This is a genomic window from Syntrophothermus lipocalidus DSM 12680 (assembly GCF_000092405.1).
Lineage (GTDB): Bacteria > Bacillota > Syntrophomonadia > Syntrophomonadales > Syntrophothermaceae > Syntrophothermus > Syntrophothermus lipocalidus.
In genome coordinates this window covers 1475756-1499076 of record NC_014220.1, presented here as the reverse complement: position 1 = coordinate 1499076, position 23321 = coordinate 1475756, and the positions used below count along the sequence as shown (strand labels likewise).

General features: G+C 51.0%; 21 protein-coding genes and 1 riboswitch. All 21 genes read left to right on the top strand.

From position 1 onward, the window contains the following. Window positions 1-33 precede the first annotated feature (33 nt). The 21 genes from SLIP_RS07140 to hemL all read left to right on the top strand — a co-directional run bounded on the left by SLIP_RS07140 (window position 34) and on the right by hemL (window position 23311). Window positions 34-1482 carry a menaquinone biosynthesis decarboxylase gene (locus tag SLIP_RS07140; protein ID WP_013175605.1) on the top strand — a complete coding sequence of 483 codons (1449 nt, stop codon included), beginning with the start codon at window positions 34-36 and terminating at the stop codon, window positions 1480-1482. Then, on the top strand, window positions 1469-2323 hold the full coding sequence (locus tag SLIP_RS07135; protein WP_013175604.1) for a 4-hydroxybenzoate octaprenyltransferase: 855 nt from the start codon (window positions 1469-1471) through the stop codon (window positions 2321-2323). The genes SLIP_RS07140 and SLIP_RS07135 overlap by 14 nt, the downstream gene beginning before the upstream one ends. Before the next feature lie 20 nt (window positions 2324-2343). Then, window positions 2344-2964 (top strand): UbiX family flavin prenyltransferase, encoded by a 621-nt coding sequence (locus SLIP_RS07130; protein WP_013175603.1) that lies wholly within the window; start codon window positions 2344-2346, stop codon window positions 2962-2964. 321 nt (window positions 2965-3285) lie between these two features. Further along, a riboswitch (cyclic di-AMP (ydaO/yuaA leader) is annotated at window positions 3286-3479 on the top strand. A gap of 375 nt (window positions 3480-3854) precedes the next feature. Then, window positions 3855-5108: a glutamate 2,3-aminomutase gene (gene eam / locus SLIP_RS07125; protein WP_013175602.1), complete on the top strand. Its 1254-nt coding sequence runs from the start codon at window positions 3855-3857 to the stop codon at window positions 5106-5108. Window positions 5109-5205: 97 nt separating this feature from the next. Next, on the top strand, window positions 5206-6174 hold the full coding sequence (locus SLIP_RS07120; RefSeq protein WP_013175601.1) for a polyprenyl synthetase family protein: 969 nt from the start codon (window positions 5206-5208) through the stop codon (window positions 6172-6174). Window positions 6175-6188: 14 nt separating this feature from the next. Beyond that, window positions 6189-6944: a twin-arginine translocase subunit TatC gene (tatC, locus tag SLIP_RS07115; protein ID WP_013175600.1), complete on the top strand. Its 756-nt coding sequence runs from the start codon at window positions 6189-6191 to the stop codon at window positions 6942-6944. Window positions 6945-7282: 338 nt separating this feature from the next. Then, window positions 7283-10510 (top strand): formate dehydrogenase-N subunit alpha, encoded by a 3228-nt coding sequence (fdnG, locus tag SLIP_RS07105; RefSeq protein WP_013175599.1) that lies wholly within the window; start codon window positions 7283-7285, stop codon window positions 10508-10510. A gap of 2 nt (window positions 10511-10512) precedes the next feature. Continuing rightward, window positions 10513-11376, top strand: coding sequence for a 4Fe-4S dicluster domain-containing protein (locus tag SLIP_RS07100; RefSeq protein ID WP_013175598.1), 864 nt, complete (start codon window positions 10513-10515; stop codon window positions 11374-11376). Then, entirely contained in the window at window positions 11376-12059 is a 684-nt protein-coding gene (locus SLIP_RS07095; protein WP_013175597.1) for a formate dehydrogenase subunit gamma, read from the top strand. The genes SLIP_RS07100 and SLIP_RS07095 overlap by 1 nt, the downstream gene beginning before the upstream one ends. A 119-nt stretch (window positions 12060-12178) precedes the next feature. Beyond that, window positions 12179-13012, top strand: a complete 834-nt coding sequence (locus SLIP_RS12095) for a formate dehydrogenase accessory protein FdhE (RefSeq protein ID WP_013175596.1) — start codon at window positions 12179-12181, stop codon at window positions 13010-13012. A gap of 49 nt (window positions 13013-13061) precedes the next feature. After that, on the top strand, window positions 13062-13247 hold the full coding sequence (tatA, locus tag SLIP_RS07085) for a twin-arginine translocase TatA/TatE family subunit (RefSeq protein WP_013175595.1): 186 nt from the start codon (window positions 13062-13064) through the stop codon (window positions 13245-13247). A gap of 11 nt (window positions 13248-13258) precedes the next feature. Next, window positions 13259-13942, top strand: a complete 684-nt coding sequence (locus SLIP_RS07080; RefSeq protein ID WP_013175594.1) for a precorrin-2 dehydrogenase/sirohydrochlorin ferrochelatase family protein — start codon at window positions 13259-13261, stop codon at window positions 13940-13942. Continuing rightward, a complete protein-coding gene (gene hemA / locus SLIP_RS07075; protein ID WP_013175593.1) occupies window positions 13918-15231 on the top strand; it encodes a glutamyl-tRNA reductase in 1314 nt (437 codons plus the stop codon). Before SLIP_RS07080 ends, hemA begins: the two co-directional genes overlap by 25 nt. Further along, window positions 15203-16135 (top strand): hydroxymethylbilane synthase, encoded by a 933-nt coding sequence (gene hemC, locus SLIP_RS07070; protein ID WP_041432840.1) that lies wholly within the window; start codon window positions 15203-15205, stop codon window positions 16133-16135. The genes hemA and hemC overlap by 29 nt, the downstream gene beginning before the upstream one ends. 5 nt (window positions 16136-16140) lie before the next feature. Further along, on the top strand, window positions 16141-17664 hold the full coding sequence (gene cobA, locus SLIP_RS07065; RefSeq protein ID WP_013175591.1) for a uroporphyrinogen-III C-methyltransferase: 1524 nt from the start codon (window positions 16141-16143) through the stop codon (window positions 17662-17664). A gap of 17 nt (window positions 17665-17681) precedes the next feature. Then, the gene (locus tag SLIP_RS07060) at window positions 17682-18854 is read left to right on the top strand and encodes a radical SAM/SPASM domain-containing protein (protein WP_013175590.1); all 1173 of its coding nucleotides are present in this window, start codon (window positions 17682-17684) and stop codon (window positions 18852-18854) included. Between the two features lie 12 nt (window positions 18855-18866). Beyond that, entirely contained in the window at window positions 18867-19841 is a 975-nt protein-coding gene (gene hemB / locus SLIP_RS07055) for a porphobilinogen synthase (RefSeq protein WP_013175589.1), read from the top strand. A 227-nt stretch (window positions 19842-20068) separates the two neighbouring features. Further along, window positions 20069-21088, top strand: a complete 1020-nt coding sequence (gene nirJ2 / locus SLIP_RS07050) for a putative heme d1 biosynthesis radical SAM protein NirJ2 (protein WP_013175588.1) — start codon at window positions 20069-20071, stop codon at window positions 21086-21088. Beyond that, window positions 21075-21539, top strand: coding sequence for a siroheme decarboxylase subunit alpha (ahbA, locus tag SLIP_RS07045; RefSeq protein WP_013175587.1), 465 nt, complete (start codon window positions 21075-21077; stop codon window positions 21537-21539). The genes nirJ2 and ahbA overlap by 14 nt, the downstream gene beginning before the upstream one ends. After that, window positions 21532-21993: a siroheme decarboxylase subunit beta gene (gene ahbB / locus SLIP_RS07040; protein WP_013175586.1), complete on the top strand. Its 462-nt coding sequence runs from the start codon at window positions 21532-21534 to the stop codon at window positions 21991-21993. Before ahbA ends, ahbB begins: the two co-directional genes overlap by 8 nt. A 25-nt stretch (window positions 21994-22018) precedes the next feature. Further along, window positions 22019-23311, top strand: a complete 1293-nt coding sequence (gene hemL, locus SLIP_RS07035; protein ID WP_013175585.1) for a glutamate-1-semialdehyde 2,1-aminomutase — start codon at window positions 22019-22021, stop codon at window positions 23309-23311. Window positions 23312-23321: the final 10 nt, after the last annotated feature.

The following is a 23321-nucleotide window of genomic DNA, read 5'->3' as shown; positions in this document are numbered from 1 at the left end:
ACGATGTCTGTGGCCGTTGAGGAGGAATGATAGGTGTCTTACAGAAACTTACGCGATTTTGTAAGTGCTCTCGAATATCGTGGATGGCTTAAGCGGATAGAGGCAGAAGTTGACCCTGAGTTGGAAATAACGGAAGTTACTGACCGTGTTAGTAAGGCCTGCGGGCCTGCTTTGCTTTTCGAAAAGGTGAAGGGGTCGGACATGCCGGTATTGATAAACTCGGTTGGCAGTTACGAGAGAATGGCCATGGCCCTGGGAGTGGAGCGCTTCTCCGATATCTCCGGAAGAATTGAGGAACTGCTTGGTATGATTGAAAACGTTCCCGACTCCATGCTAGGGAAGCTGAAGATGTTGCCGAAGCTGGCCGAACTGTCTACCTATATGCCCAAGAAGGTAAAATCCGGTCCTTGCCAAGAGGTGGTCGTTTCAGATCCGTCTTTGGATATTCTTCCTGTATTAAAGTGTTGGCCGGGCGATGCGGGCAAGTACATTACTCTGCCTTTAGTCTTTACTAAAGACCCTGAAACCGGAAAACCCAACATGGGTATGTACCGAATGCAGGTTTATGACAGCAAAACTACTGGTATGCACTGGCACGCTCATCATGATGGAGCTCAAAATTATCGCAAGTACTGCGCTTTGGGCAAAAGAATGGAGGTGGCGGTCGCAATCGGAGCCGATCCAGCTACCGTCTATTCGGCTACCGCTCCGCTACCGAAAGACGTTTACGAGCTGGTTTTTGCCGGTTTTTTGCGCAGACGGCCAGTAGAAGTGGTAAGATGTCGGACAGTAGATTTGGAGGTGCCTGCAGAAGCGGAAATAGTCTTGGAGGGGTATGTAGAGCCAGGCGAAACCAGGGTGGAGGGGCCATTCGGGGATCATACCGGGTATTACTCGCTGCCCGAAGAATTTCCTGTTTTTCATATCACTTGTATAACCCATCGAAGAAATCCCATTTATATGACTACGGTTGTAGGGAAGCCTCCCATGGAGGATTGCTACATGGGAAAGGCGACGGAGCGGATATTTCTGCCTCTGTTACGGCTTCAGCTACCTGAGATCGTGGACATCAATATGCCGTTAGAAGGGGTTTTCCATAACTGTGTCTTGGTTTCGATAAAGAAGAGCTATCCCCGGCATGCTAAGAAGGTGATGCATGCCCTGTGGGGTATGGGACAGATGATGTTCGCAAAGTTCATCGTGGTGGTGGATGAAGACGTGAATGTTCAGAATACGTCCGAAGTAGCTTGGAAGGTTTTCAACAACACCGACCCGCGGCGCGATATAGAGATAGTGGAAGGCCCCCTAGACGTTTTGGACCACTCGTCTCCCACTCCTCTATACGGAACTAAGGTAGGCATAGATGCTACTAAAAAGTGGGTAACTGAGGGACATCCCCGGGAATGGCCGGACGACATTCGAATGTCACCAGAAGTCAAGAATCTAGTCGACCGCAGGTGGAAGGATTATGGTTTTGAGTAAAACACGGCTGTTCTTGCGTATGATCGATTTCGAACATACGCTTTTCGGGCTGCCTTTTGCTTATCTGGGGGCTTTTCTGGCGGTCCGGGGCATACCTGCGGCTTACCATTTGATCTGGATCACGGTGGCCATGTTCGGTGCGAGAACCGCTGCTTTGTGTTTAAACCGCCTCATCGATCGTGAGATCGACCGGCGGAATCCTCGAACCGCAAACTGGACTATGGCCAAAGGCGAGTTACCGGTGCCATTAGTGTGGGCTGCGGTGTTTGCATGCCTGGGGTTGCTGTTCTTTGCCGCCTATCAGCTAAATCCTCTTTGCGTTAAGCTAGCTCCCCTGGCGGTTGCCGTGCTTTGGGTTTATTCTTATACCAAGCGTTTCACGTGGTGGTGCCATCTGATCCTCGGATTGTCAGTAGGAATGGGGCCAGTCGGGGGATGGATTGCGGTTACAGGTAGTCTAGACTGGCAGCCCTTTTTATTGTGGCTAGGGGTAGGATGCTGGATTGCCGGCTTTGACACCATGTATGCTTGTCAGGATATTGAGTTTGACCGTAAGGAAGGGCTTTACTCAATACCAGCTCGTTTCGGGGTAGAAGGGGCCTTGAGGTTTGCTAAAGCGTTTCACGCTTTGACGGTTGTATTTTTTGTCTTGACCGGGTTAGTTTTGCGCTTGGGGACCTGGTATTATGCCGGGATCCTTTTTGCCATCGGGATACTGCTGTACGAACATAGTCTGGTACGCCCCCAGGACCTTTCTTTAGTGACCTTGGCTTCATTCAAGATTAACCACTATGTTGGCCTGGTGGTCTTTCTCATGACCACCATTGATCTACTGAAATAAGCAAGATATAGAGGTGAAATGTGGATAACAGGTTCATTCTCGGGATAACTGGGGCTAGCGGAGTGATATATGGGGTACGTCTAGCCGAAGAACTCCTGGCACGGGAGTTCGAGGTCCACCTTATCGTGAGTAACCCAGCAAGGGTGGTTCTGGCCGAGGAACTCGGCTGGGATATTGAACAAGAAGTGGTGGCTGCTTGCCGGCAGGGAATTCGGGGATGTTTTGAGAATGGACTTTTTGTCTACGAGAACCATGAAATATGGGCTCCCCCGGCCAGTGGTTCTTTCCGGGTGCGAGGCATGATAATCGCCCCGTGTTCTATGTCTACTCTGGCGGGGATAGCTAACGGTCTTTCTGCGAACCTGGTCCAAAGAGCAGCAGATGTGGTGCTTAAAGAGCGACGCCCGTTGATTATGGTTCCTCGCGAGACTCCTCTCAGTGCTATACACCTGAAAAACATGCTGGAATTGGCCCGGCTAGGCGCATCAATAGTTCCGGCTATGCCGGGTTTCTACCACAAGCCGCAGAGTATCCAGGACCTAGTAGATTTCGTGGTCGGGAAAGTACTTGACCTTTTGGAAATAGATCACGATTTGTTTCGGAGGTATGAAGGTGGCAGTTCTTCGGGAATTAAGAATTAAGAATTGAGAATGAAGAATGAAGAATGAAGAATGAAGAATGAAGGACTAGTGCTCTGGGGCGAATGCGAAAACGTTTTTTGCCTGGGGTTTTGTCGGCCTCGCCTAGCGTTGAGGACCGGAACCAAGAATTTGTTGGTTTTGACACGTGAGGCGGGCTTATGGTAGATTAAAACTAGCGTGGATGTTTGTCTGGAGTGTAAGCCATTGTTTCTATGTCGATGCCAAATCGACATTAAAGACCTTGGGAGGCAGCAGGAGGTAGGTAAGGCTTAATCGCATCGGTTCTTTGCTGATAACGTTCAATCGGATATAACTACAAAGCTTGTCTGATCGCTGAGTCTTCTTCGTTAGAAGAAGAGCGGGGGAACCATTTCATGTTTGGGGTGAATCCTTGCGGGCACCGGCTCGAACGGCAGGAATTCTTTGAAACGGCTAAGCGTTCGGCCAAAGCAGGGTAGGGCTATCCCTGAGCCCGAATCCGTCAGCTAACCTCGTAAGCGTCATTTGGGGGAGACAAGGTCGTTTATCCCATGAAGACCAAAGGTTTCCTTTGGCCTTTTTGCTCTTAAAGAGGGAGGAGCGTTGCTTGCTGAATTATATTTAATAAGCAGTTTACGCGCTCCTTTTGCCGAGGTACTTTAATCCCTGTATTCTGGCCTCTGTCTTTCACATCCGGTTTTCCTCGAGCGATCATTCGATGATTTACATAACATAACGTCTAAGTAGATTTCCCCCAATATTCTCGCTTACATGAAACGGTGTTTTATCGACACCGGAATATAAAAATAGTGAAGTACTTTTGTAACAGGAACTCGTACGATCCTGAGTGGTAATAGATTACATAAATGGAAAGACATCGGAGTTGAGATGACCTTGGTAGGGAGGGATGAATGATGCCGAAAAAAACGGTTATGGAAGCGGAAATGTCACGGGCCATGGCTCGTGCAGCGGAGTTAAAACAGGATGCCCTGGAGTATTTGAAGGTACGCGACCAGATTCCTTGCGGGATGTCGCCTGAGGTTCAAGCTTGGGTCCAAGTGCGGAAACGAAGAATACTCCAGGTTTTGGGTGGAACCGAGAAGGATTGGAATAACTGGAAGTGGCACATGCGTAACCGCATCAATGACGTAAGTGTTTTGACGAAGATACTGGATATCTCAACTTTTGAAAGCAGGGGTATTACCAAGGTTGGGAGAACGTACCGGTGGGCAGTATCTCCTTATTACCTTAGCTTGGTCGGAGATGACTACCTAAACAACCCTGTTTACCTGCAGGCGGTACCTGACCCCAGGGAGTTGTTGCCAAAGGGCGAATTGGATCCAATGGACGAAGCGGGAACTTCGCCTGCCCCGCGTATTACCCGGCGTTACCCGGACCGGCTAATAATCAACGTAACTAACCAGTGTGCCATGTTCTGCCGTCACTGCCAGAGAAGGAGGAATATAGGTGAAATCGATCAGCATGCTAGCAGGGAGGATGTTCGAGCTGCTCTACACTATATCTCGGGCAACCCCGAGATCCGAGACGTGTTGATCACGGGGGGTGATGCACTGCTGTTGAGCGACAGGACATTGGACTGGATCCTTACGGAGTTGGACAGGATTCCCCACGTGGAGATTAAACGCATCGGAACCAGGATTCCGGTCACCTTACCGCAGAGGGTTACTCCTGAGCTCTGCGAAGTGATCAGCAAGCATCCTCCCATATATGTCAACACTCAGTTTAATCACCCGCTGGAAGTTACTCCTGAGGCTAAACAGGCTTGTGACATGCTCGTTCAAGCCGGGGCTGTTTTGGGCAACCAGGCAGTTCTACTGCGTGGAATCAACGATTGTCCTGTTGTCATGAAGAAGTTGAACCATGAGCTTTTGCGTATACGGGTACGTCCTTACTATATATTCCATCCTAAAGCGGTGCGCGGCACCAGTCACCGCTGGGTAAGCATCGAGAAAGGGCTGGAAATAATGGAAGCATTAAGGGGACATACTTCGGGATTGGCGGTGCCAACCTATATAATCAATGCTCCGGGCGGATTTGGCAAAATACCGCTTATGCCCCAGTATCTTTTGAAGTTGGAACCGGATAAAGCCGTAGTCCGGACCTGGGAGGGCAGGATAGTTGAAGTACAAAACTGCTGCTTCTAAGTAGGCTAATCAGAACAGGTTTTGGTTGAGGGACTTGTCTCAAAACTATATAATTAGACTGGCTATCTCATATTAAGTCAGTCTAAGGAGCAAACGCATGAATTCCCTGGATTTATTTCGGGACATAGAGCCACAATTAGAAAAGGTCGAACAGGAGCTGGTAAGGGCCATTACTACCGAAATATCCCTTCTTAAAGAGGCTTCCGTGCATTTGGTGAAGGCCGGTGGGAAACGTCTCCGACCGGCATTCGTGCTTCTTTCTGGAAGTTTTTACTCTTCCTCACTTGATGGATTGATTCCCTTAGCTGTTGCCCTCGAACTCGTGCATATGGCTACCTTGGTTCATGATGATGTGATCGATAATTCCTTCACGCGTCGCGGTCAGAAAACGGTAAAGGCGTGTTGGGGTAACCGCGTATCCCTGTATTCCGGCAACTACATCTTGGCAAAGTCGTTGAGCCTCATCGCGGCCTATGAAAGGCCGGATATAATAGATATCCTGGCGACGGTCAGCATGAAGGTCTGTGAAGGAGAAATCATCCAGATGCTCAGCTGTTTTGACGTGGGACAGGGCTACAAGGACTACCTGCGCAGGATCGAGCGCAAGACAGCGTTGTTGATGTCGTTGAGTTGCCAGACAGGCGCGCTGGTCGGTGGGGCTCCGGCGGACAAGGTTACCGTTTTGAGGAGGTTCGGTTACTACCTGGGAATGGCTTTTCAAATCACGGACGATGTCCTCGATTTTGTAGCCAGCGAAGAGGTACTGGGAAAGCCAGTGGGAAGCGATATCAGGCAAGGGATAATCACTCTTCCGGCTTTGTACGCCTTGCGCGAAGGGAAAGATAGTCAGCTCTTGGCCTCGATTTTGTGTTCACCGGAAAGGTGTAAGAATGAGGCCGAGGATGCCATCGATATGGTATTGTCAAGCGGCGGAATTGATTACGCTTTAAAGGTAGCCTGTTCATACGCGGAGAAAGCCCGTTCTCTTTTGAAATCTCTTCCCGATGTACCGGCGAGAAATGTCTTAGACCGGATAGCGGAATTCGTTGTTACTCGTGATTTTTAGAAGGAGGCTTACTGGTGTTCAAGAAGCTTACTCCAGATGAAAAGGTAACATTAATGCGCCACTTGGAAGACCTGCGCAGGGCCCTGCTGGTATCGATCATAGCCATAGTTATCGCCGCGTTTGCGTCCTTTTACTACAGCGATCAAATACTGGCCATAATCCAGAAACCTTTGAAAGATGTGGGCATGGGGCTGAGTTTGGTGTACATCGGCGTAACAGAAGGATTTTTTGTCAAGATGAAATTATCGCTTCTTGCCGGGCTGGTCATCGCATTCCCGGTTGTGGCGTGGGAGCTCTGGAGCTTCATTGCTCCTGCCCTTTACCCCCAAGAGAAACGATACGTCTATACCCTGTTTCCGATTATTCTGGTGTTGTTTGTAGCCGGTGTTTTATTTGCTTATTTTACCCTACTAAAGATGGTTTTGGCTTTTATGGTCTATATCTCCGGTGATCTCAAGCCGATGATTACAGTGGACAAGTATCTTTCTTTTGTTCTTACGCTTACTATTCCGTTTGGACTGGTCTTTGAACTGCCGGTTATCGTGTTCTTCTTGACCAGAATAGGGATCCTCCAAGCCAGTACGTTAGCACGTAATCGGAAATATGCCCTTCTCGCTATTTTCATCGTCGCCGCTGTTTTGACTCCGGGTCCTGACCCGGTTTCTCAGACCATGATGGCAGTGCCTGTCTATCTGTTGTACGAGATAAGCATATGGGTTGCTAAACTGGCGCGGCCCAAAAACAAAGGAGCAGTTGTCGAAACTAGTTGAGATCAGCGTTTAGATTTGGGGAACCAGCTGTTACGTTGAGACAAAAAATCTAATTAATTCTTGTCTCCGAAAGAAGGAATTATTGTCGTAACGTAGAATAAGTGAGAAGATGTGCGTTCCCTTGAATCCCTAAGGTCGGTGTGTGGTGTATAACGAGTTCTCAGGTAAAAAGCCTCTTGTCAGGGGGGGTGAGGAAAGGACGGGAGGGGCTTTACCATATAGTGCCGCAGTGATCAAAGCTTATAAAACACCGTAAACACCGAGGTAACGGCCCCAACAGGCATCAAGCTACTGACAGTTGGGGGCTACTCACAACTGAAGAAAGGAGAGACTAAGGCGTGAAGGTTACGCGGAGACAGTTCCTGAAGATAACCGGAGCAACTGCAGCGACCTTCGCCGTTGTAGACCTGGGGTTTAACCTGAAGGTAGTGGCAGCCGAAGTCAAGGAGTTCCGCATCAAGGATGTGACTCCCATGCCGACGATCTGCCCGTACTGCGCTTCTGGTTGCGGACTTCTGGTCTACTCGGAAAGGGATGCTTCAGGTAATTACGTCAAACTCCTAAGCGTTGAAGGAGACCCAGATAACCCCATTAACCGGGGAGGGGCCTGCGCCAAGGGAGCTGCTCTTTTCAACCTGCGGGAGATCTATGATGAAGCTACGGGGAAACAGGTGCCTAATCCCAAGAGGGCAACTAAACCTTTGTACAGGGCTTCCAAGAGCGACAAGTGGGAAGAAAAGGATTGGGATTGGATACTAGACGAGATAGCTAAGAGGGTTAAAAAGACCCGGGACGAGAGCTTTATTTATAAGGAAAAACTGGAAGACGGTACCGAGATAATCGTTAGCCGCACGGAAAAAATCGGGTCGATGGGAGGTTCAGGCCTGGACAACGAAGAGTGCTACCTGTTGAGCAAGCTGATGCGGGCACTCGGAGTCGTTTATCTTGAAACCCAGGCCCGTATCTGACACTCGTCCACGGTGGCAGGTTTGTCACCATCATTCGGACGTGGTGTTATGACCAATCATGTAGTAGATATTAAGAACTCCGACTGTGTGCTTATCATCGGTGGTAACACGGCGGAAAACCACCCGATAGCCATGAAATGGGCTTTGAAGGCTCGTGAGGAAAGAGGGGCCAAGATCATCCATGTCGACCCGAGGTTTACCCGCACTTCGGCTGTAGCCGACATCTATGCACCTCTGCGTTCGGGAACAGATATAGCTTTTATCGGTGGGATGATCAAGTACGCGCTGGACAACGAGCTGTATAGCAAAGAGTACGTGTTAAACTACACCAATGCGTCTTTTATAGTAGCTGACACTTACAACTTTGATCCGGAGACAGGATTGTTTTCCGGCTACACGTTCGACGAGCAAAAGAAGATCGGGCAGTACGACCAGAAAATGTGGGATTACAAGCGAGACGAAAAAGGTATGCCCCTGAAGGATCCCACTCTGACCGATCCGCGCTGTGTATTCCAGCTTTTGAAACAGCACTACAGCCGGTATGATATCGACACCGTGTGCAGGATCACCGGTACTCCCAAGGACAAGTATCTAGAGGTTCTCAAGACGTACTGCGCCACTGGTGCTGTCGACAAAGTAGGCACCATCCTGTATGCGATGGGAACCACCCAGCATTCGGTGGGCAGCCAGAACTGTCGTATTTATGCTATCCTGCAGTTACTCCTGGGCAACGTAGGCCGGCCGGGCGGCGGGGTCAACGCGATGCGCGGGGAAAACAACGTGCAGGGTGCTACCGATATGGCCTTGTTGAACCACTACATCCCTGGATATGTAACCTGTCCGACCAACACCGCCGATCACAAAGATCTTCTGGCCTTCTTGAAGAAAGAAACCCCGGGGGCGGCCAAAGTCGCGGCTACTAACCTGGACGAGTTCAGGGCTGCAGTAGCGGCAGGGATACCGAACTCCGGTTTCCGCATCAACACCTCCAAGTGGGTAGTGAGTATGCTGAAAGCCTGGTGGGGCGATGCTGCTACTCCAGATAACGACTTCGCTTATCATTATCTGCCCAAGCGCGATGCCAAGAAGAACTACTCCCATATGGGGATGTTCGAGGCCATGTACAACGGCGAACTGGATGGACTGTTCATCAACGGTGGTAACCCGATCGTAGGCGGGCCTAATGCCAACAAAGAACAGATTGCACTTACCAAACTGAAGTGGCTGGTTGTACTGGATCTTTGGTTGCATGAAACGGCAGAGTTTTGGTCCTACACGGCATGGGAGAGGCCGGTAGAAAACGATAAGGTTCCTAAGCTGAAGCCTTCTGATATTGAGACCGAGGTCTTCTTCTTACCTGCAGCCGGTGTTTACGAGAAGGAAGGAACTGCTTCCAATACTGGACGGTGGATGCAGTACCGCTGGAAGGCAGCTGACCCGCTGGGCGAGTCTAAGCCTGACCTGTGGATAATCAACGAGCTGGCCAAGAGAATTAAGAAACTTTACGAAGGCAGTACCAAGCCTCAGGACGAGCCTATCACCAAGCTCGTATGGGGTCCGTACGGTGAAGGCGAAGAGCCCGAGCCCATCAAGGTTGGTTTGGAGCTAAACGGCTATACTGTGGCCGATGGTAAACCGGTAGAGAACTTCACCAAGCTGGCTGATGATGGCAGCACGGCTTGCGGATGTTGGGTCTATTCTGGCTGCATGACAACTAAAGAAGACGGTTCCTTGGATTACAAGCCGATGTGGAGGAACAACACCGACAACTCCAAGACCGGTCTAGGTCTGTTCTCCAAATGGTCTTGGTCTTGGCCGCTGAACCGGCGCATAGTTTACAACCGTTGTTCAATTCGGCCTGATGGAACTCCATGGCCGGGCGATGAGGCAAGAGCGTTGTTCAAGTGGGATCCGAACGCGCCTGGCGATCCCAAGAAGCCTGGCACCATGGGAATGTGGGTAGGAGATGACGTGCCCGACTTCAACAAGTATCTTGCTCCTACAACCGAGCCGTGTGCTGCTATTCCGTACCTGATGCGGCCAGAAGGGGTTGCATGCCTGTATTCAACAAATGGCATGAAGGATGGCCCGTTCCCCGAGCACTACGAGCCATGGGAAAGCCCGGTAACGAAGAACCTTTTGAACGGCAGCCAGTTCAACCCCGTGGCCAAGGCCTGGGATCCCGACAAACGAGGTGTAGCGGACAAGTTCCCGATCATAGGTACAACTTATCGCGTCACCGAGCACTGGCAGACCGGAGCCCTTACCCGTAACCTGCCGTGGCTGGCAGAACTTATGCCCAATATGTTCGTAGAGATCAGCGAAGAACTGGCAAGGCTGAAGGGAATCAAGAACGGGGATAAGGTCATCGTCTCTACTACCAGAGGCGACATCAAGGCCGTGGCATTCGTCACCAAACGGTTAAAACCGTTTATTATCGACGGCAAAGAAGTTCACCAGATCGGTATGACCTGGCACTACGGCTTCAAGGGTTATGCCAAAGGGGACCCGGCCAACCGTCTCACGCCGCATGTGGGCGACCCGAACTCGATGATTCCCGAGTATAAAGCCTGGCTGTGCGATGTAAGGAGGGCGTAAGGATGGCGAAGCTGATAAAAGTCATAGACGTTACCAAATGTACCGCCTGCCGGGGCTGCCAGGTTGCATGCAAGAACTGGAACCAGAATCCAGCAGTCATCGAACCCACGAACAGTTACCAGAGCCACAAGGACACCAACGCCGAAACCTACACTCTGGTAAAGTTCACCGAATACGTGGATCCGGCGAAAGGTATCCAGTGGCTGTTCAGGAAACACCAGTGCATGCACTGCGACGAGCCGGCGTGTATGGAAGTTTGCCCGCGGCAAGCTTATTCCAAGAACGAATGGGGAGCCACGGTTCACGATCCCAGCCGCTGTATCGGTTGCCAGTACTGCCACTACGCGTGCCCGTGGAACGTTCCCAAATACCTGAAGCGGGAGGACATCGTTACCAAGTGTACCCTGTGCGCCAACCGGGTTCAGGCCGGGTTGGAATCAGGGAAGTTCAAGGCATATCCATTGAGCGACTGGCCCGAGCAGGGACAGGCAGCCGAACTGGGGACTTACGTACCGGCATGTGTCAAGACCTGCCCTTCGGGAGCCCTGCGGTTTGGGGAAGAGTCCGAGCTGTTAAGCTACGCTCACGAGAGGGTAAAGTACCTGCGGGAGAACGGGTATCCTGAGGCTACCCTTTACGGAGCCGGGTACGCTAACGTGGTGTACGTTCTAGGTTACAAGCCGGAGGTTTATGGATTACCGGCAGAACCGAAGACACCTGGTCAGATTGGTTTCTGGCAGAAGATAGTACAGCCTTATATAGGCTGGTTGATACCGCTGGCCTTAGGGGCCTCGGTGGTCAGCTTCTTCACCACCCGGTTCATAGCGGCCAATGAGGGCAAAGCCGAAGAAGGGGGGCATGAGTGATGCAGTGGTTGGTACCGTACAAAGAAGACGTACCTCGGGTAGAACGTTTTAACCTGACTGCCCGTATAACCCACTGGGGCCATACGGTAACCTACCTTCTGTGCCTGTTTACCGGTCTCATCCTCTTCGTGGATGGGGCGGACTGGCTGGCTGCTATATTTGGCGGTTACCGGGGAGCTGGGTTGGTGCACCGTATCGCGGCTGTGGGTATGACCATATTCGTGATTTACGGTGCGGTGTTCGGCATCAGGGGCTTAGGGAAATGGATTATGGACCTGTTCCGGTTCGGGGTAAATGATATAATCTTCTTGGTCCTCTTCCCGTTAGAGTTCTTCGGGTTCAAGGTGAAGATGCCGCCCCAGACCAGGTTCAACGGTGGTGAGAAGGGTAACTCGATAATCACCCCTACGTGTGTTCTACTCTTAATGCTGAGCGGGTATATCATGTGGTTCCCGCAGATATTCCCGGCCTGGCTGGTGAGCATATGCTACCCGGTTCACGACCTGGCCATGATATTCTCGGCCTTCATGGTGTGCATGCACGCTTACCTCGGTTCCTTCCACCCGGGTTCGGGCGAGTCTTTCTGGGGAATGTGGAAAGGAACGGTCAGAGCCGACTGGGCGGAACATCATCATAAGATCTGGTATGACGAAACCTACGGGGAAAAAGCTAAAGCTAATTAAATTATCACTACCAGCCTTGATAAAGAAGAATGGGGGGGGAAGCCCCCCTTCTTCCTTTACAAAGCGGGGCCTTTCTGGGATAATATCATCAAGTTCAGTACCGCTAGGGGAGTGTGAGTATGGATAAGTCGGTTCCGGTAACCTTACCGGAAGGGTTCGTAGAGTTTTACGAGGATGTGGAAAGCTGGCAGAACGAGTTATTTTTTCGTCTTAAGAAAAAGACAGACTCGAAAAAAGTCGATGCAATACCTTTACTGAAACGTGAGGACCGCCCACTTTTAGAATTTCTGGATTTTGAAGTCGATCTTACAGAATACCGCGAGGCATTTCTAAGTTTTGCTCAGTTGCTTAAGGATAAAAGAGAAAAGGCATCACTTTTTGTGGACCGAATTATGGATATCAAAGATGAACTAGATTATGGCGAACTGTTGACGCGGGCATTAGAAAATGATAAGAAGTACTTTTCCGGGCTGGAGAACGAAACAGGGGTTCCAGCAAGTATCATGACCATGATTAGCCAGCATGCAGTACGCCCATTCTTGCGGGTATTTGCTCTTCCCTACGAGCAATCGATACGCGAAGACGAATCGCTGGGGTGGGGCAAAGGGGTGTGCCCTGTGTGCGGAGCTATGCCGAGCATATCGCGGGTTCGGGCTACTGATGGCAGGCGTTTCCTCTTCTGTGAAGAATGTTTTACGGAGTGGGAACACCGCTACCTGGCTTGCGTCTACTGTGGAAACTCGGAGCCTTCTACCATCAAGTATTTTGTGGTAGATGGTGACGACGCCAATCAGGTCTTTGTTTGCGAGAAGTGTAAAGGCTATCTGAAGAATTATGATGAACGGAGGGGCAAAGCCCGCACCGATTTGTTTATTACCAACATTAAGACCATTTATTTGGACTTGCTGGCAGAGCAGAGAGGGTATGGACGCCGGGAAACCGACTTCAATTAAAATTAGCTGAAGCGGGGATATCGGCAAGTGATTTGGAGGAGGTCATTTGATGTTTGGGCTTATCGGCAACATTGGTCCATGGGAATTGCTACTAGTTCTGGTCATAGTCCTAATAATTGTCGGACCAGGGAAACTCCCACAGGTCGGACAAGCAGTGGGCAAGGCCCTTGGAAATTTCCGGAAGGCAAAAGATCAAGAGTTTGAAGAGCAACTTCAAGATAAAAGCGAGAAATAGGATTCGGGGTCTTGAGGAAGACCCTTTTCCGTGGTGAGGACGTGTACGGCACGAAACATTTGTTCCCAATCTTTCTAGATATTCAAGGTCGCGAGTGTTTGGTCGTAGGCGGCGGGGACGTGGCTCTGCGTAAGGTTAAGAGCCTTCTGCAATGTGGAGCGAGGGTCAAGGTTGTAGCCCCGGAAATGGCATCGGGGGTTCAGACGCTGGCTGGTGAGCCCGGATTGACCATGATCCGGAAGGGGTTCGAGGAGACAGACCTCGACGGGGTTTTTATGGTGTTTTGTGCCACGGACCAAGACGAGGTAAACGCGTCCATTGCCCGCCTTTGCGAAAGGCGGGGGATACTCGTAAACGTTGTAGACAAACCAGAGGAATGTACCTTCATAGTGCCATCAGTGCTCAGGAGGGGACCCTTATCCATAGCCGTATCAACTGGGGGTAATAGCCCCTTGTGGGCAAGAAGGGTGCGGGAGCTACTGGAGTCGGTTATTACCGATGAATACGGTGAGTTTACGGAAATGTTAGGGGCTGCTCGTGACCTCGTTAAAAAAACGTATCCCGATGATATTGCCCGGCGCCAGCAGGTTTTTCAGAGTCTTGTTGATTCGGATATATTTCAATTACTCCGGTCCGGTCAGAAAGAGAAAGCAAAGGAGCGGATGGAACAGTGTATATTCTCCTTACCGGGCTAAACCACCGGACTGCTCCGGTCGAGGTCAGGGAAAGGTTGGCATTTGCCCAACCGGTTCCGAGGGAAGTTTACGAAAGCCTTGCAAGGAACGAAGAACTGCACGGGATGGTGGTCCTTTCCACCTGCAACCGTACCGAGGTTTATGCGACGGTCAAAGACATAGGCGAAGGAGCTCAAGTACTGGAGAGGTTTTTGGCCGAGAGGGCGAAAATGACGGTTGAAGAACTTCGGCCCTATCTTTATCAACCCAACTGTTATGATGCAATCGGGCACTTGTTTCGGGTAGCTGCTGGGCTTGACTCCATGGTGATCGGAGAGACTCAAATACTGGGCCAGGTGAAAGATGCTTATGTGCGAGCCGTGGAAGTCGGGGCCTCAGATGGGATTTTGAACACGCTTTTCCAAAAAGCGCTGCACGCGGGTAAGAAGGTGCGGACGGTTACGGGGCTTGATCGACATGCGGTTTCAGTCAGCTATGCTGCGGTTGAACTTGCCAAGAACATCTTCGGCACACTGGCGGGCAAGACTGTTCTCGTGATCGGGGCCGGGGAGATGAGCGAATTGACGGCAAGGTATCTGGTAGATAACGGTGTGTCTACGGTAATTGTTTCCAATCGGTCTTACGATCGGGCTGTTTGCTTGGCCGAGAAGATGCAAGGCAAAGCAGTGCATTTCGATGAGTTGCCCCAGTGGTTGGCACTGGCTGATATAGTTATAAGCTGCACTGCTGCCAACCACTATGTCATAAAGTACGAAGCTGTTGCCCCGGTTTTGCAGGAGAAGGTCGGGAAAAAGACGTTCATGATCGACATCGCGGTTCCGCGCGACATAGACCCGCGAGTTGGCACCATCGAGGGGGTGCACCTGTATGACATAGACGACCTGGAGAAAGTAGTCGACGCTAATCTTTTACAGCGTAAGAAAGCAGCCCGTGAGGCTGAACGGGTGCTGGAGCAAGAACTGAAAGAGTTCAACGACTGGCTTGACACGCTGTATGTGATTCCAGTGATCAAGGCTTTAAAGGAAAGAGGGGAAGCTATCAAAAGGGCTGAAGTGGCCAGGGCTTTGAACCGCTTGGGTAAGGTTAGCCCGCGCCAGGAGAAGGTTATAAACGCTTTGGCGAGTTCCATAGTTAATCAATTGCTGCATTTTCCCATAATCAACTTAAAGGAGGCCAGTCTTACCAATCAGGGGCATTTATATGCGGAGATAACTAAGAAACTATTCGAGCTTGAGCTTGAGGATGAAGGGAACAACGCTCATGGCAGTGAAGGTAAGAATAGGGACTAGAGGAAGCCGCCTGGCTTTGTGGCAGGCCAACTACGTGGTAAAGAGGCTTCGTGATTGTTTTCCAGGGCATGAGTTCGAGATTACTGTTATCAAGACCAAAGGAGACAAGATAACCGACGTGGCTCTGTCCAAGATCGGGGACAAGGGCCTTTTTACTAAAGAAATAGAAATGGCTTTATTGAGAGAGGAAATAGACATTGCTGTGCACAGTCTGAAAGACCTCCCAACCACATTGCCGGAAGGAATCAGGTTAGCGGCGGTTTTAGAAAGGGAAAACCCTCTGGATGTCTTGCTTTCCTTCAAGGGGTACAGCTTGTCTGGGTTGCCGCGGGGGGCTCGCATCGGCACTTCCAGTTTAAGGAGAACAGCTCAGCTGAAACGGCTGCGGCCGGACATCGAAACGGTTAACCTGCGGGGTAACGTGGAGACCAGAATCAGAAAAATGGAAGACGAGGGGTTAGACGGGATTGTCTTGGCTTATGCTGGGGTTAAACGAATGGGTTTCTTACACCTGGTAACGGAGATCTTGCATCCGGACCAAGTGATTCCAGCGGTTGGACAGGGAGTCATCGCCCTTGAGATAAAGGAGGATGGAAAGGTAGCGGAAGAACTGGTTAAGCCCTTAAATCATCAACCCACCTGGGCAGAAATAACAGCTGAAAGGGCATTCTTGAAAGCTATAGAAGGTGGTTGTCAGGTTCCTTGCGGTTGTCACGCGTCTTATCAAGAAGGATATTTGACGGTAGACGGCCTGGTAGCATCGCTGGATGGTCAGGTCGTGTATCGTGACCGCGTAAGCGGCTCGGAGGCTTTCGCCCAGCAACTGGGAGAGGAATTGGCGAGGCGGATTCTAGCTATGGGCGGAGGTTCTTTACTGGAAACAGTGAGGTGTATGGGGGATTAGAGATTATGTCAACTGAAGGAATGGTATACTTAGTAGGCGCAGGGCCGGGTGACCCTGGGCTTTTTACTATAAGAGGAAAGCAGTGCCTGGAGCGAGCGGATGTCGTAATCTACGACCGACTGGTAAGCATGAGGATACTCGGGTATGCGCCTGCAAAGGCCGAGATGATATACGTGGGCAAGGCTTCCAGTGAGCACACGCTGACCCAGGACGAGATCAACCGTTTGCTGGTTGAAAAAGCTCAGCAGGGAAAGACGGTAGTCAGGTTGAAGGGGGGAGACCCGTTCGTTTTTGGACGCGGTGGTGAAGAAGCTTTATACTTGAGAAAGCACGGGGTTCCCTTCGAGATTGTGCCTGGGGTTACTTCAGCAGTGGCGGTTCCGGCTTATGCGGGTATCCCGGTTACTCACCGCGAGATGACATCGACCTTAGCCATCGTAACCGGGCACGAACGGCCGGACAAAGATGCTACTTCTGTACAGTGGGACCGGATCGCGACCGGGATAGGTACCTTGGTCTTCCTTATGGGAGTAGAGAATCTGGCTCACATTGTCCGAAATTTGCTGGCATATGGTAGAGATAGTGGTACGCCTTGTGCCGTCATCCGGTGGGGGACGCTGCCGGAGCAGGAGGTCGTAACCGGAACATTGGCTGACATCGAAAAGAAGGTGCAAGAGGCGAACCTTCTACCCCCTGCTATCTTAGTGGTGGGGGAGGTGGTGCAGCTGAGACAGGAGCTTATGTGGTTTGAGAACAGGCCTCTCTTCGGGAAGCGCATTGTGGTTACCAGATCAAGGGAACAAGCCAGCCGGTTGTCGTCTATGATTGAAGCTTTAGGCGGGCATGTCGTTGAGATTCCGACCATCAAGATAACTCCCAGTGCAGACATGTCGCCTCTTTACCGCTGCTTCGATGTGATCAATACCTATCACTGGCTCATATTTACCAGTGTAAACGGCGTGCAGATATTCTTTGATGAGATGCTGAAGTGCGGGAAAGATATTCGGGACTTAAAAGGCTTGCACATCGCGGCCATTGGTCCGGCTACAGCCCAAGCCCTGAAAGAAAAGGGTTTGGTAGTTGATGTTGTTCCAGAAGAGTTTCGAGCCGAAGGCATCGTCAGGGATATGAAGGGCCGGATCAGACCTGGTTCAAAAGTGTTGTTACCTCGTGCGCGCGGGGCCAGAGATGTGCTTCCCGAGGTTCTGAGGGATTGGGGAGCAGAAGTTACGGAGGTGCATCTCTATCAAGCGCTTACGGAAAAAGTCGCACCCGAGCACCTGGAAGCCTTACTTACGGGACACGTCGATGCGATAACTTTTACCAGTTCGTCTACGGTCAAGAATTTTGTTAAGATATTGGGCGACAAAAACATAGAAGAGGTAACCCAGACTGCCAGGGTCGTTTGTATCGGACCAGTAACCGCAGCTACCGCCCAGGAGATGGGGATGAGGGTAGATAAAGTAGCATCAGAATACACTGTTCCAGGTCTGGTGCAGGCCTTGGTAGAGATGTTTCAAGAAAGTTAGGGAGGTTTCAAGATTCGATGATAGGGTTTACTAAGCTCCTATGCGGCACGGCGACAGTATCCGAAGTGATTAAGTGCCGGGCCGAGGGTACAGCTCCTCCCCAGTTGCTTCAGTTTTCGGACAGCTCGCGCCCGTTGGTGGTCTGGAATACGACTAATCGTTGTAACCTTCGCTGTCGTCACTGCTACATCAGTGCCGAAGATCGCAGGTTCGACGACGAGCTGACTAGTGGGGAAGCCCGGGAGTTCATTCGGGATTTGGCACAGATGAAGGTGCCGGTGCTCTTGTTTTCGGGGGGAGAACCTTTGCTACGTCATGACATCTTTGAGTTAGGGCACCTGGCAGCTGAGTTGGGACTGAGGCCAGTTTTGTCGTCTAACGGCACCCTGATCACCGGCAAAGTGGCGAAACGGATCAAAGACGCCGGGTTTCAATACGTGGGTATTAGCATCGACGGTGCTCCTGGCACGCACGACTACTTTCGGGCCAGAGAAGGAGCTTTTGCTGAGGCTCTGGCGGGGATTCACGCTTGCCTTGCCGAAGGGGTTAAAACCGGTATTCGTTTTACGGTAAACAAGTGGAACCAGAAAGACCTGCCGGAGATTCTTGACATAGTGGCACGGGAAGGCATCCCCCGTTTCTGCATGTACCACCTGGTTTATGCGGGGCGAGGGGCCGAGATTATGGCAACAGACACCTCAGCTGATGAAAAAAGAAGGATACTAGACCTGCTGGTCGAAAAGACCCTTGAGTTACACGCCATGGGGGCGGAGGTGGAGATACTCACGACCGACAACCATGCTGACGGTGTGTATCTCAAGAACTATATAGAGAAACATTATCCACAACGTGCCCCAGAGGTATTGACCTTGCTCGATATGCACGGAGGCTGTTCGGCGGGGACCAAGTTTGCCAATGTCGACCCTCGGGGCAATGTACATCCGTGCCAGTTCTGGCAAGATTATAATCTGGGTAATGTCCGTGAGACGCCTTTCAGCCAGTTATGGACTGGAGATGACCAGCTTCTCGTACAACTGCGAAACAAAAGGGTTCACCTGAAAGGCAAGTGCGGACGCTGTCAGCATAATTCTGTCTGCGGGGGGTGCAGGATTAGAGCAAGGGCTGCCCACGGTGACGTGTGGGCTGAAGATCCGGCTTGTTACCTCGAAGAAGACGAGATAAATGGCTAGGGGGGATGAGGGTTGGCTTTTCCAATCACACGGATGAGAAGACTGCGCAAGAACGAAGCTTTGAGACGTATGGTACGTGAAACCAGTCTATCGGTGGATGATTTTATCTACCCGTTGTTCGTGGTTTACGGGGAGAACAAAAAAATTCCCGTCACATCCATGCCCGGGGTTTACCAGCTTTCATGCGACATGCTCGAGAGCGAGATTCAGGAGACGGTGGACCTTGGCATCCCTGCTGTCCTGCTCTTCGGGATACCTGAAAACAAGGACGCGGCAGCGAGTTCGGCTTACGATGACAACGGTGTGGTACAGCAGGCGGTGCGGCTCATCAAAGACCGCTGGCCAGAACTCCTGGTTATTACCGACGTTTGCTTGTGTGAATACACGGATCACGGGCATTGCGGGGTAGTCACAGGCACAGGAACGATCGACAATGATGCCACCCTTGAGCTACTAGCCCAGGAAGCCCTGTCTCATGCCAAGGCTGGAGCTGATATAGTGGCGCCTTCGGACATGATGGACGGACGCATAGGATATATTCGGGAAGCTTTGGATGCGAGCGGTTTTGCCGACACCGCGGTGATGGCATACGCAGCTAAGTATGCTTCGGGCTTTTACGGGCCTTTTAGGGAAGCGGCAGAGTCGGCCCCCCAATTCGGCGACCGCAAGACCTATCAAATGGATCCGGCTAACAGCCGGGAGGCTTTGCGCGAAATCGAGCTAGACCTAGCTGAAGGGGCGGACATCATCATGGTTAAGCCGGCCCTGGCATACCTGGATGTTATCGCTCGGGTTAGAGAGCGGTTCAATCATCCCCTGGCTGCCTATAACGTCAGCGGAGAGTATGCTATGGTGAAGGCGGCTGCGGCCAACGGATGGTTAGACGAGGAAAGGATAATGATGGAGGTGTTGACCGCGATCAAGCGGGCTGGGGCTGATATCATCATTACCTACTTTGCCAAAGAAGCGGCGCGCTTGCTAGGGTGAACAGCGTTTTTAATAGACGCAGAGTAACGCAGATGTTCGCTGAAAATGTTTGTTGACTTCGATAAATCACTGTATTGGGTGAATCAAGGGTTTCCTCAGGTTTTCGACTGCAAATGGAGATGCCGGGATAACCCGAACAACGTTGAAAGGTAACTGATTCATCTTCAGATTTTATGCGGATCAGCGCTTGTTAGTGGTCTTAGAGTCCGACTTGGGAGGAACAGTTGATGTTAGTTTCCTGGAACACTACCAATCAATGTAACATGTTTTGCGACCACTGTTACCGGGATGCCGGTCTCAAGTTGAGTGAAGAGCTAAATACTGAGGAAGGCAAAGAGCTTATCCGTGAGATAAAAAAAGCCGGTTTCAAAATCATGATCTTTAGCGGTGGTGAACCGTTGATGAGGCATGATATTTTCGAATTAGGGGATTATGCACGCCAGCAGGGGCTGAGGCCGGTCTTGGGGACGAACGGTACACTTATCACCAGCGAGGTGGCGACGAAGCTGAAAGAAGCTGGATTTGCCGCCTGCGGAGTGAGCCTTGATAGTTTGGATGCGGCGAAGAACGATTCTTTCAGGAAACTGGAAAATGCTTTTAACCTTACATTGGAAGGTATCGATAATCTGAGAGAAGCCGGGGTTCCGTTTCAGATACACACCACGGTTATGGACTGGAACGTGGGCGAGCTCGAAGCTCTGACCGATATGGCGGTCAAGCTGGGAGCGGTTGCACATCACATTTTTTTCTTGGTACCTACGGGGCGTGGGTTGAACATCGAAGAGGAGGCTCTAAGGGTCAGGGAATACGAGCAAACCTTGGCTCGAATAATGGAGAAACAGAAATCGGTTGATATTGAACTGAAACCGACCTGTGCGCCCCAGTTTATCAGGGTTGCGGACAAGAAAGGCATCCCCGTGAGGTTCAGCAAGGGATGTTTGGCGGGTATTTCCTATTGCATAATAAGCCCTCGTGGAGATGTGCAGCCATGTGCTTATCTGGATCTTCGACTGGGCAATGTGCGGGAAACACCGTTCAGCCATATCTGGAACGAAAACCCGGTATTGCAGGAACTCCGAACCATGGATTACAAGGGCAAGTGCGGTATCTGCGATTACAAGGCTCGGTGCGGCGGTTGCCGGGCTCGGGCATATTACTACAGCGGTGGAGATTATATGGCTGAGGATTCGTGGTGTCTGTACCGCCCGCGCGAGACGAAGGAGCAAGAAGCGTATGGACAAGGTTGACAGGAAGATATTAGAGGTTGCTCAGCAAGAGTTTCCTTTACAGGTCAGGCCTTGGGCAGAAATAGCCGCTGAGATAGGAATCAGCGAAACCGAGCTGTTAGACAGGATACGTAAGTTGAAGGAACTCGGGGTGATAAGGAGGATCGGAGCGGTTTTTGATTCGCGTAAGCTCGGGTTTTACTCCACGCTCTGTGCAGCCAAAGTAGATCCTAAAAAATTAGAGGAAGTTGCAGCCTATATAAATACGTTTCCAGGGGTTACCCACAACTATGAGCGGGACGACGAGTACAACTTGTGGTTTACTCTGACTGCCAGTTCTTCAGCCGAAGCTGAGCGACAATTACGGGATATCGAAGAGAATTGCGGGATTAAGATCATGCGTCTGCCCGCCCGCAAGGTATACAAGATTGAAGTGGTGTTTAACATGGATGGGGCGGAGGATAATGGATAGCTGGGTAGAGACCTTGATAAAGCGGCTTCAGGGAGATATTCCTCTGGTTACGGAACCGTTTGCCGAAATCGCGCAAGAAACAGGACGGTCTCAACAAGAATTAATAGGAATCATAACCAGACTCAAACAGGATGGGGTTATCAGGCGTTTTGGCGCTATTTTGGGCCATCGGCAAGCCGGGTTTGCTCACAACGTTTTGGTTATGTGGGAAATACCGGAGAATATGGTAGATGAAGCAGGGAAATACATGGCTTCTTTTCGCGAGATCAGTCATTGTTATCTCCGGGAGACTCCAGACCACTGGCCATATAACATGTATACGATGATTCATGGCCGGAGTGAAGAGGATGTGAACAAGGTAGTAGCGGACATAGCTGCCAGGTTTGAACCTTCTCGTTATCGTCTGGTCAGGAGTGTAAGAGAATTCAAGAAGACAAGTATGACCTACTATTAACAATTGAGAAAGAGGGGTGCAGGGGATGGCGGCTGGACCGAATTCCCTTTTGCTTTGGGAGGAAGCCAAGAAGTATATCCCGGGAGGGGTGAACAGTCCTGTTCGCGCTTTCCGGGCAGTGGGGCAGGATCCCTTGTTTATTGCCAGGGCCAATGGGGCCAGGGTCTACGACGTGGATGGGCGAGAGTACCTGGACTATGTTTGTTCCTGGGGGCCCCTAATCCTCGGGCATGCCAATCCGGAGGTGGTGAAGGCAATTGCGGCAGCAGCTGCCGACGGCACCAGTTATGGAGCCCCTTGTGAGAAGGAAGTGAAGCTGGCTGGTATGATATGCCAGGCTTTTCCCTCTATCGACAAGGTAAGGATGGTGAATTCGGGGACGGAGGCAACCATGAGCGCCATAAGGCTGGCAAGGGCGTACACCGGTCGCAGCAAAATAGTAAAGTTCGAAGGCTGCTATCACGGGCATGCTGATAGTTTCTTGATCAAGGCCGGCTCCGGGCTACTGACTGCTGGCATTCCTATAAGTCCGGGGGTACCGGAGGACTTTGCCCAGAATACTCTGGTAGCCGAATACAACCATCTCGATTCAGTAGAAGAGTTGTTTGATCAGAACCCGTTCGAGATTGCGGCTGTCATAGTAGAACCGGTGGCAGGCAACATGGGCCTGGTTTTGCCCCAGCCCCAGTTTCTGTCTGGTTTGCGGGAGATTACTCAAAGGTTTGGGGCTTTGCTTATATTCGATGAAGTCATAACCGGCTTCAGGGTTGCTTATGGCGGGTTTCAAGATGTAATCGGAGTTAGGCCAGATTTGACGTGTTTGGGTAAGATAATCGGCGGCGGGTTGCCGGTAGGAGCCTATGGGGGTAGGGAAGACATAATGAATTTGGTGGCCCCAGAGGGACCGGTGTACCAAGCAGGAACGTTGTCAGGAAACCCCTTGGCCATGGCAGCGGGTATCGCAACCCTTGAACGACTTCAGGACGGGAGTATTTACAAGAAACTGGATGAGTTAGGCCGGGTTCTGGAAGAAGGAGTACGCTCAATTCTAGCCGATAAAGGAGCAAAAGTTGGTCTGAACCGACTCGGTTCGATGTTTTCGTGGTTCTTTACCGAAGAGGAAGTTCGTGACTACCCGAGCGCACTGACCTCTGATACAGCTCTTTATGCCAGGTTTTTCGCGAGCATGCTTTCACAGGGCATAACTTTGCCGCCTTCGCAGTTCGAAGTCTGCTTTATTTCAGCCGCTCACACCAGACAGGACATCGCATTTACCTTGGACGCTTTTGTTAGGGCTATCGATGAAGCGGGTGTTTAGGAAGGGGAAG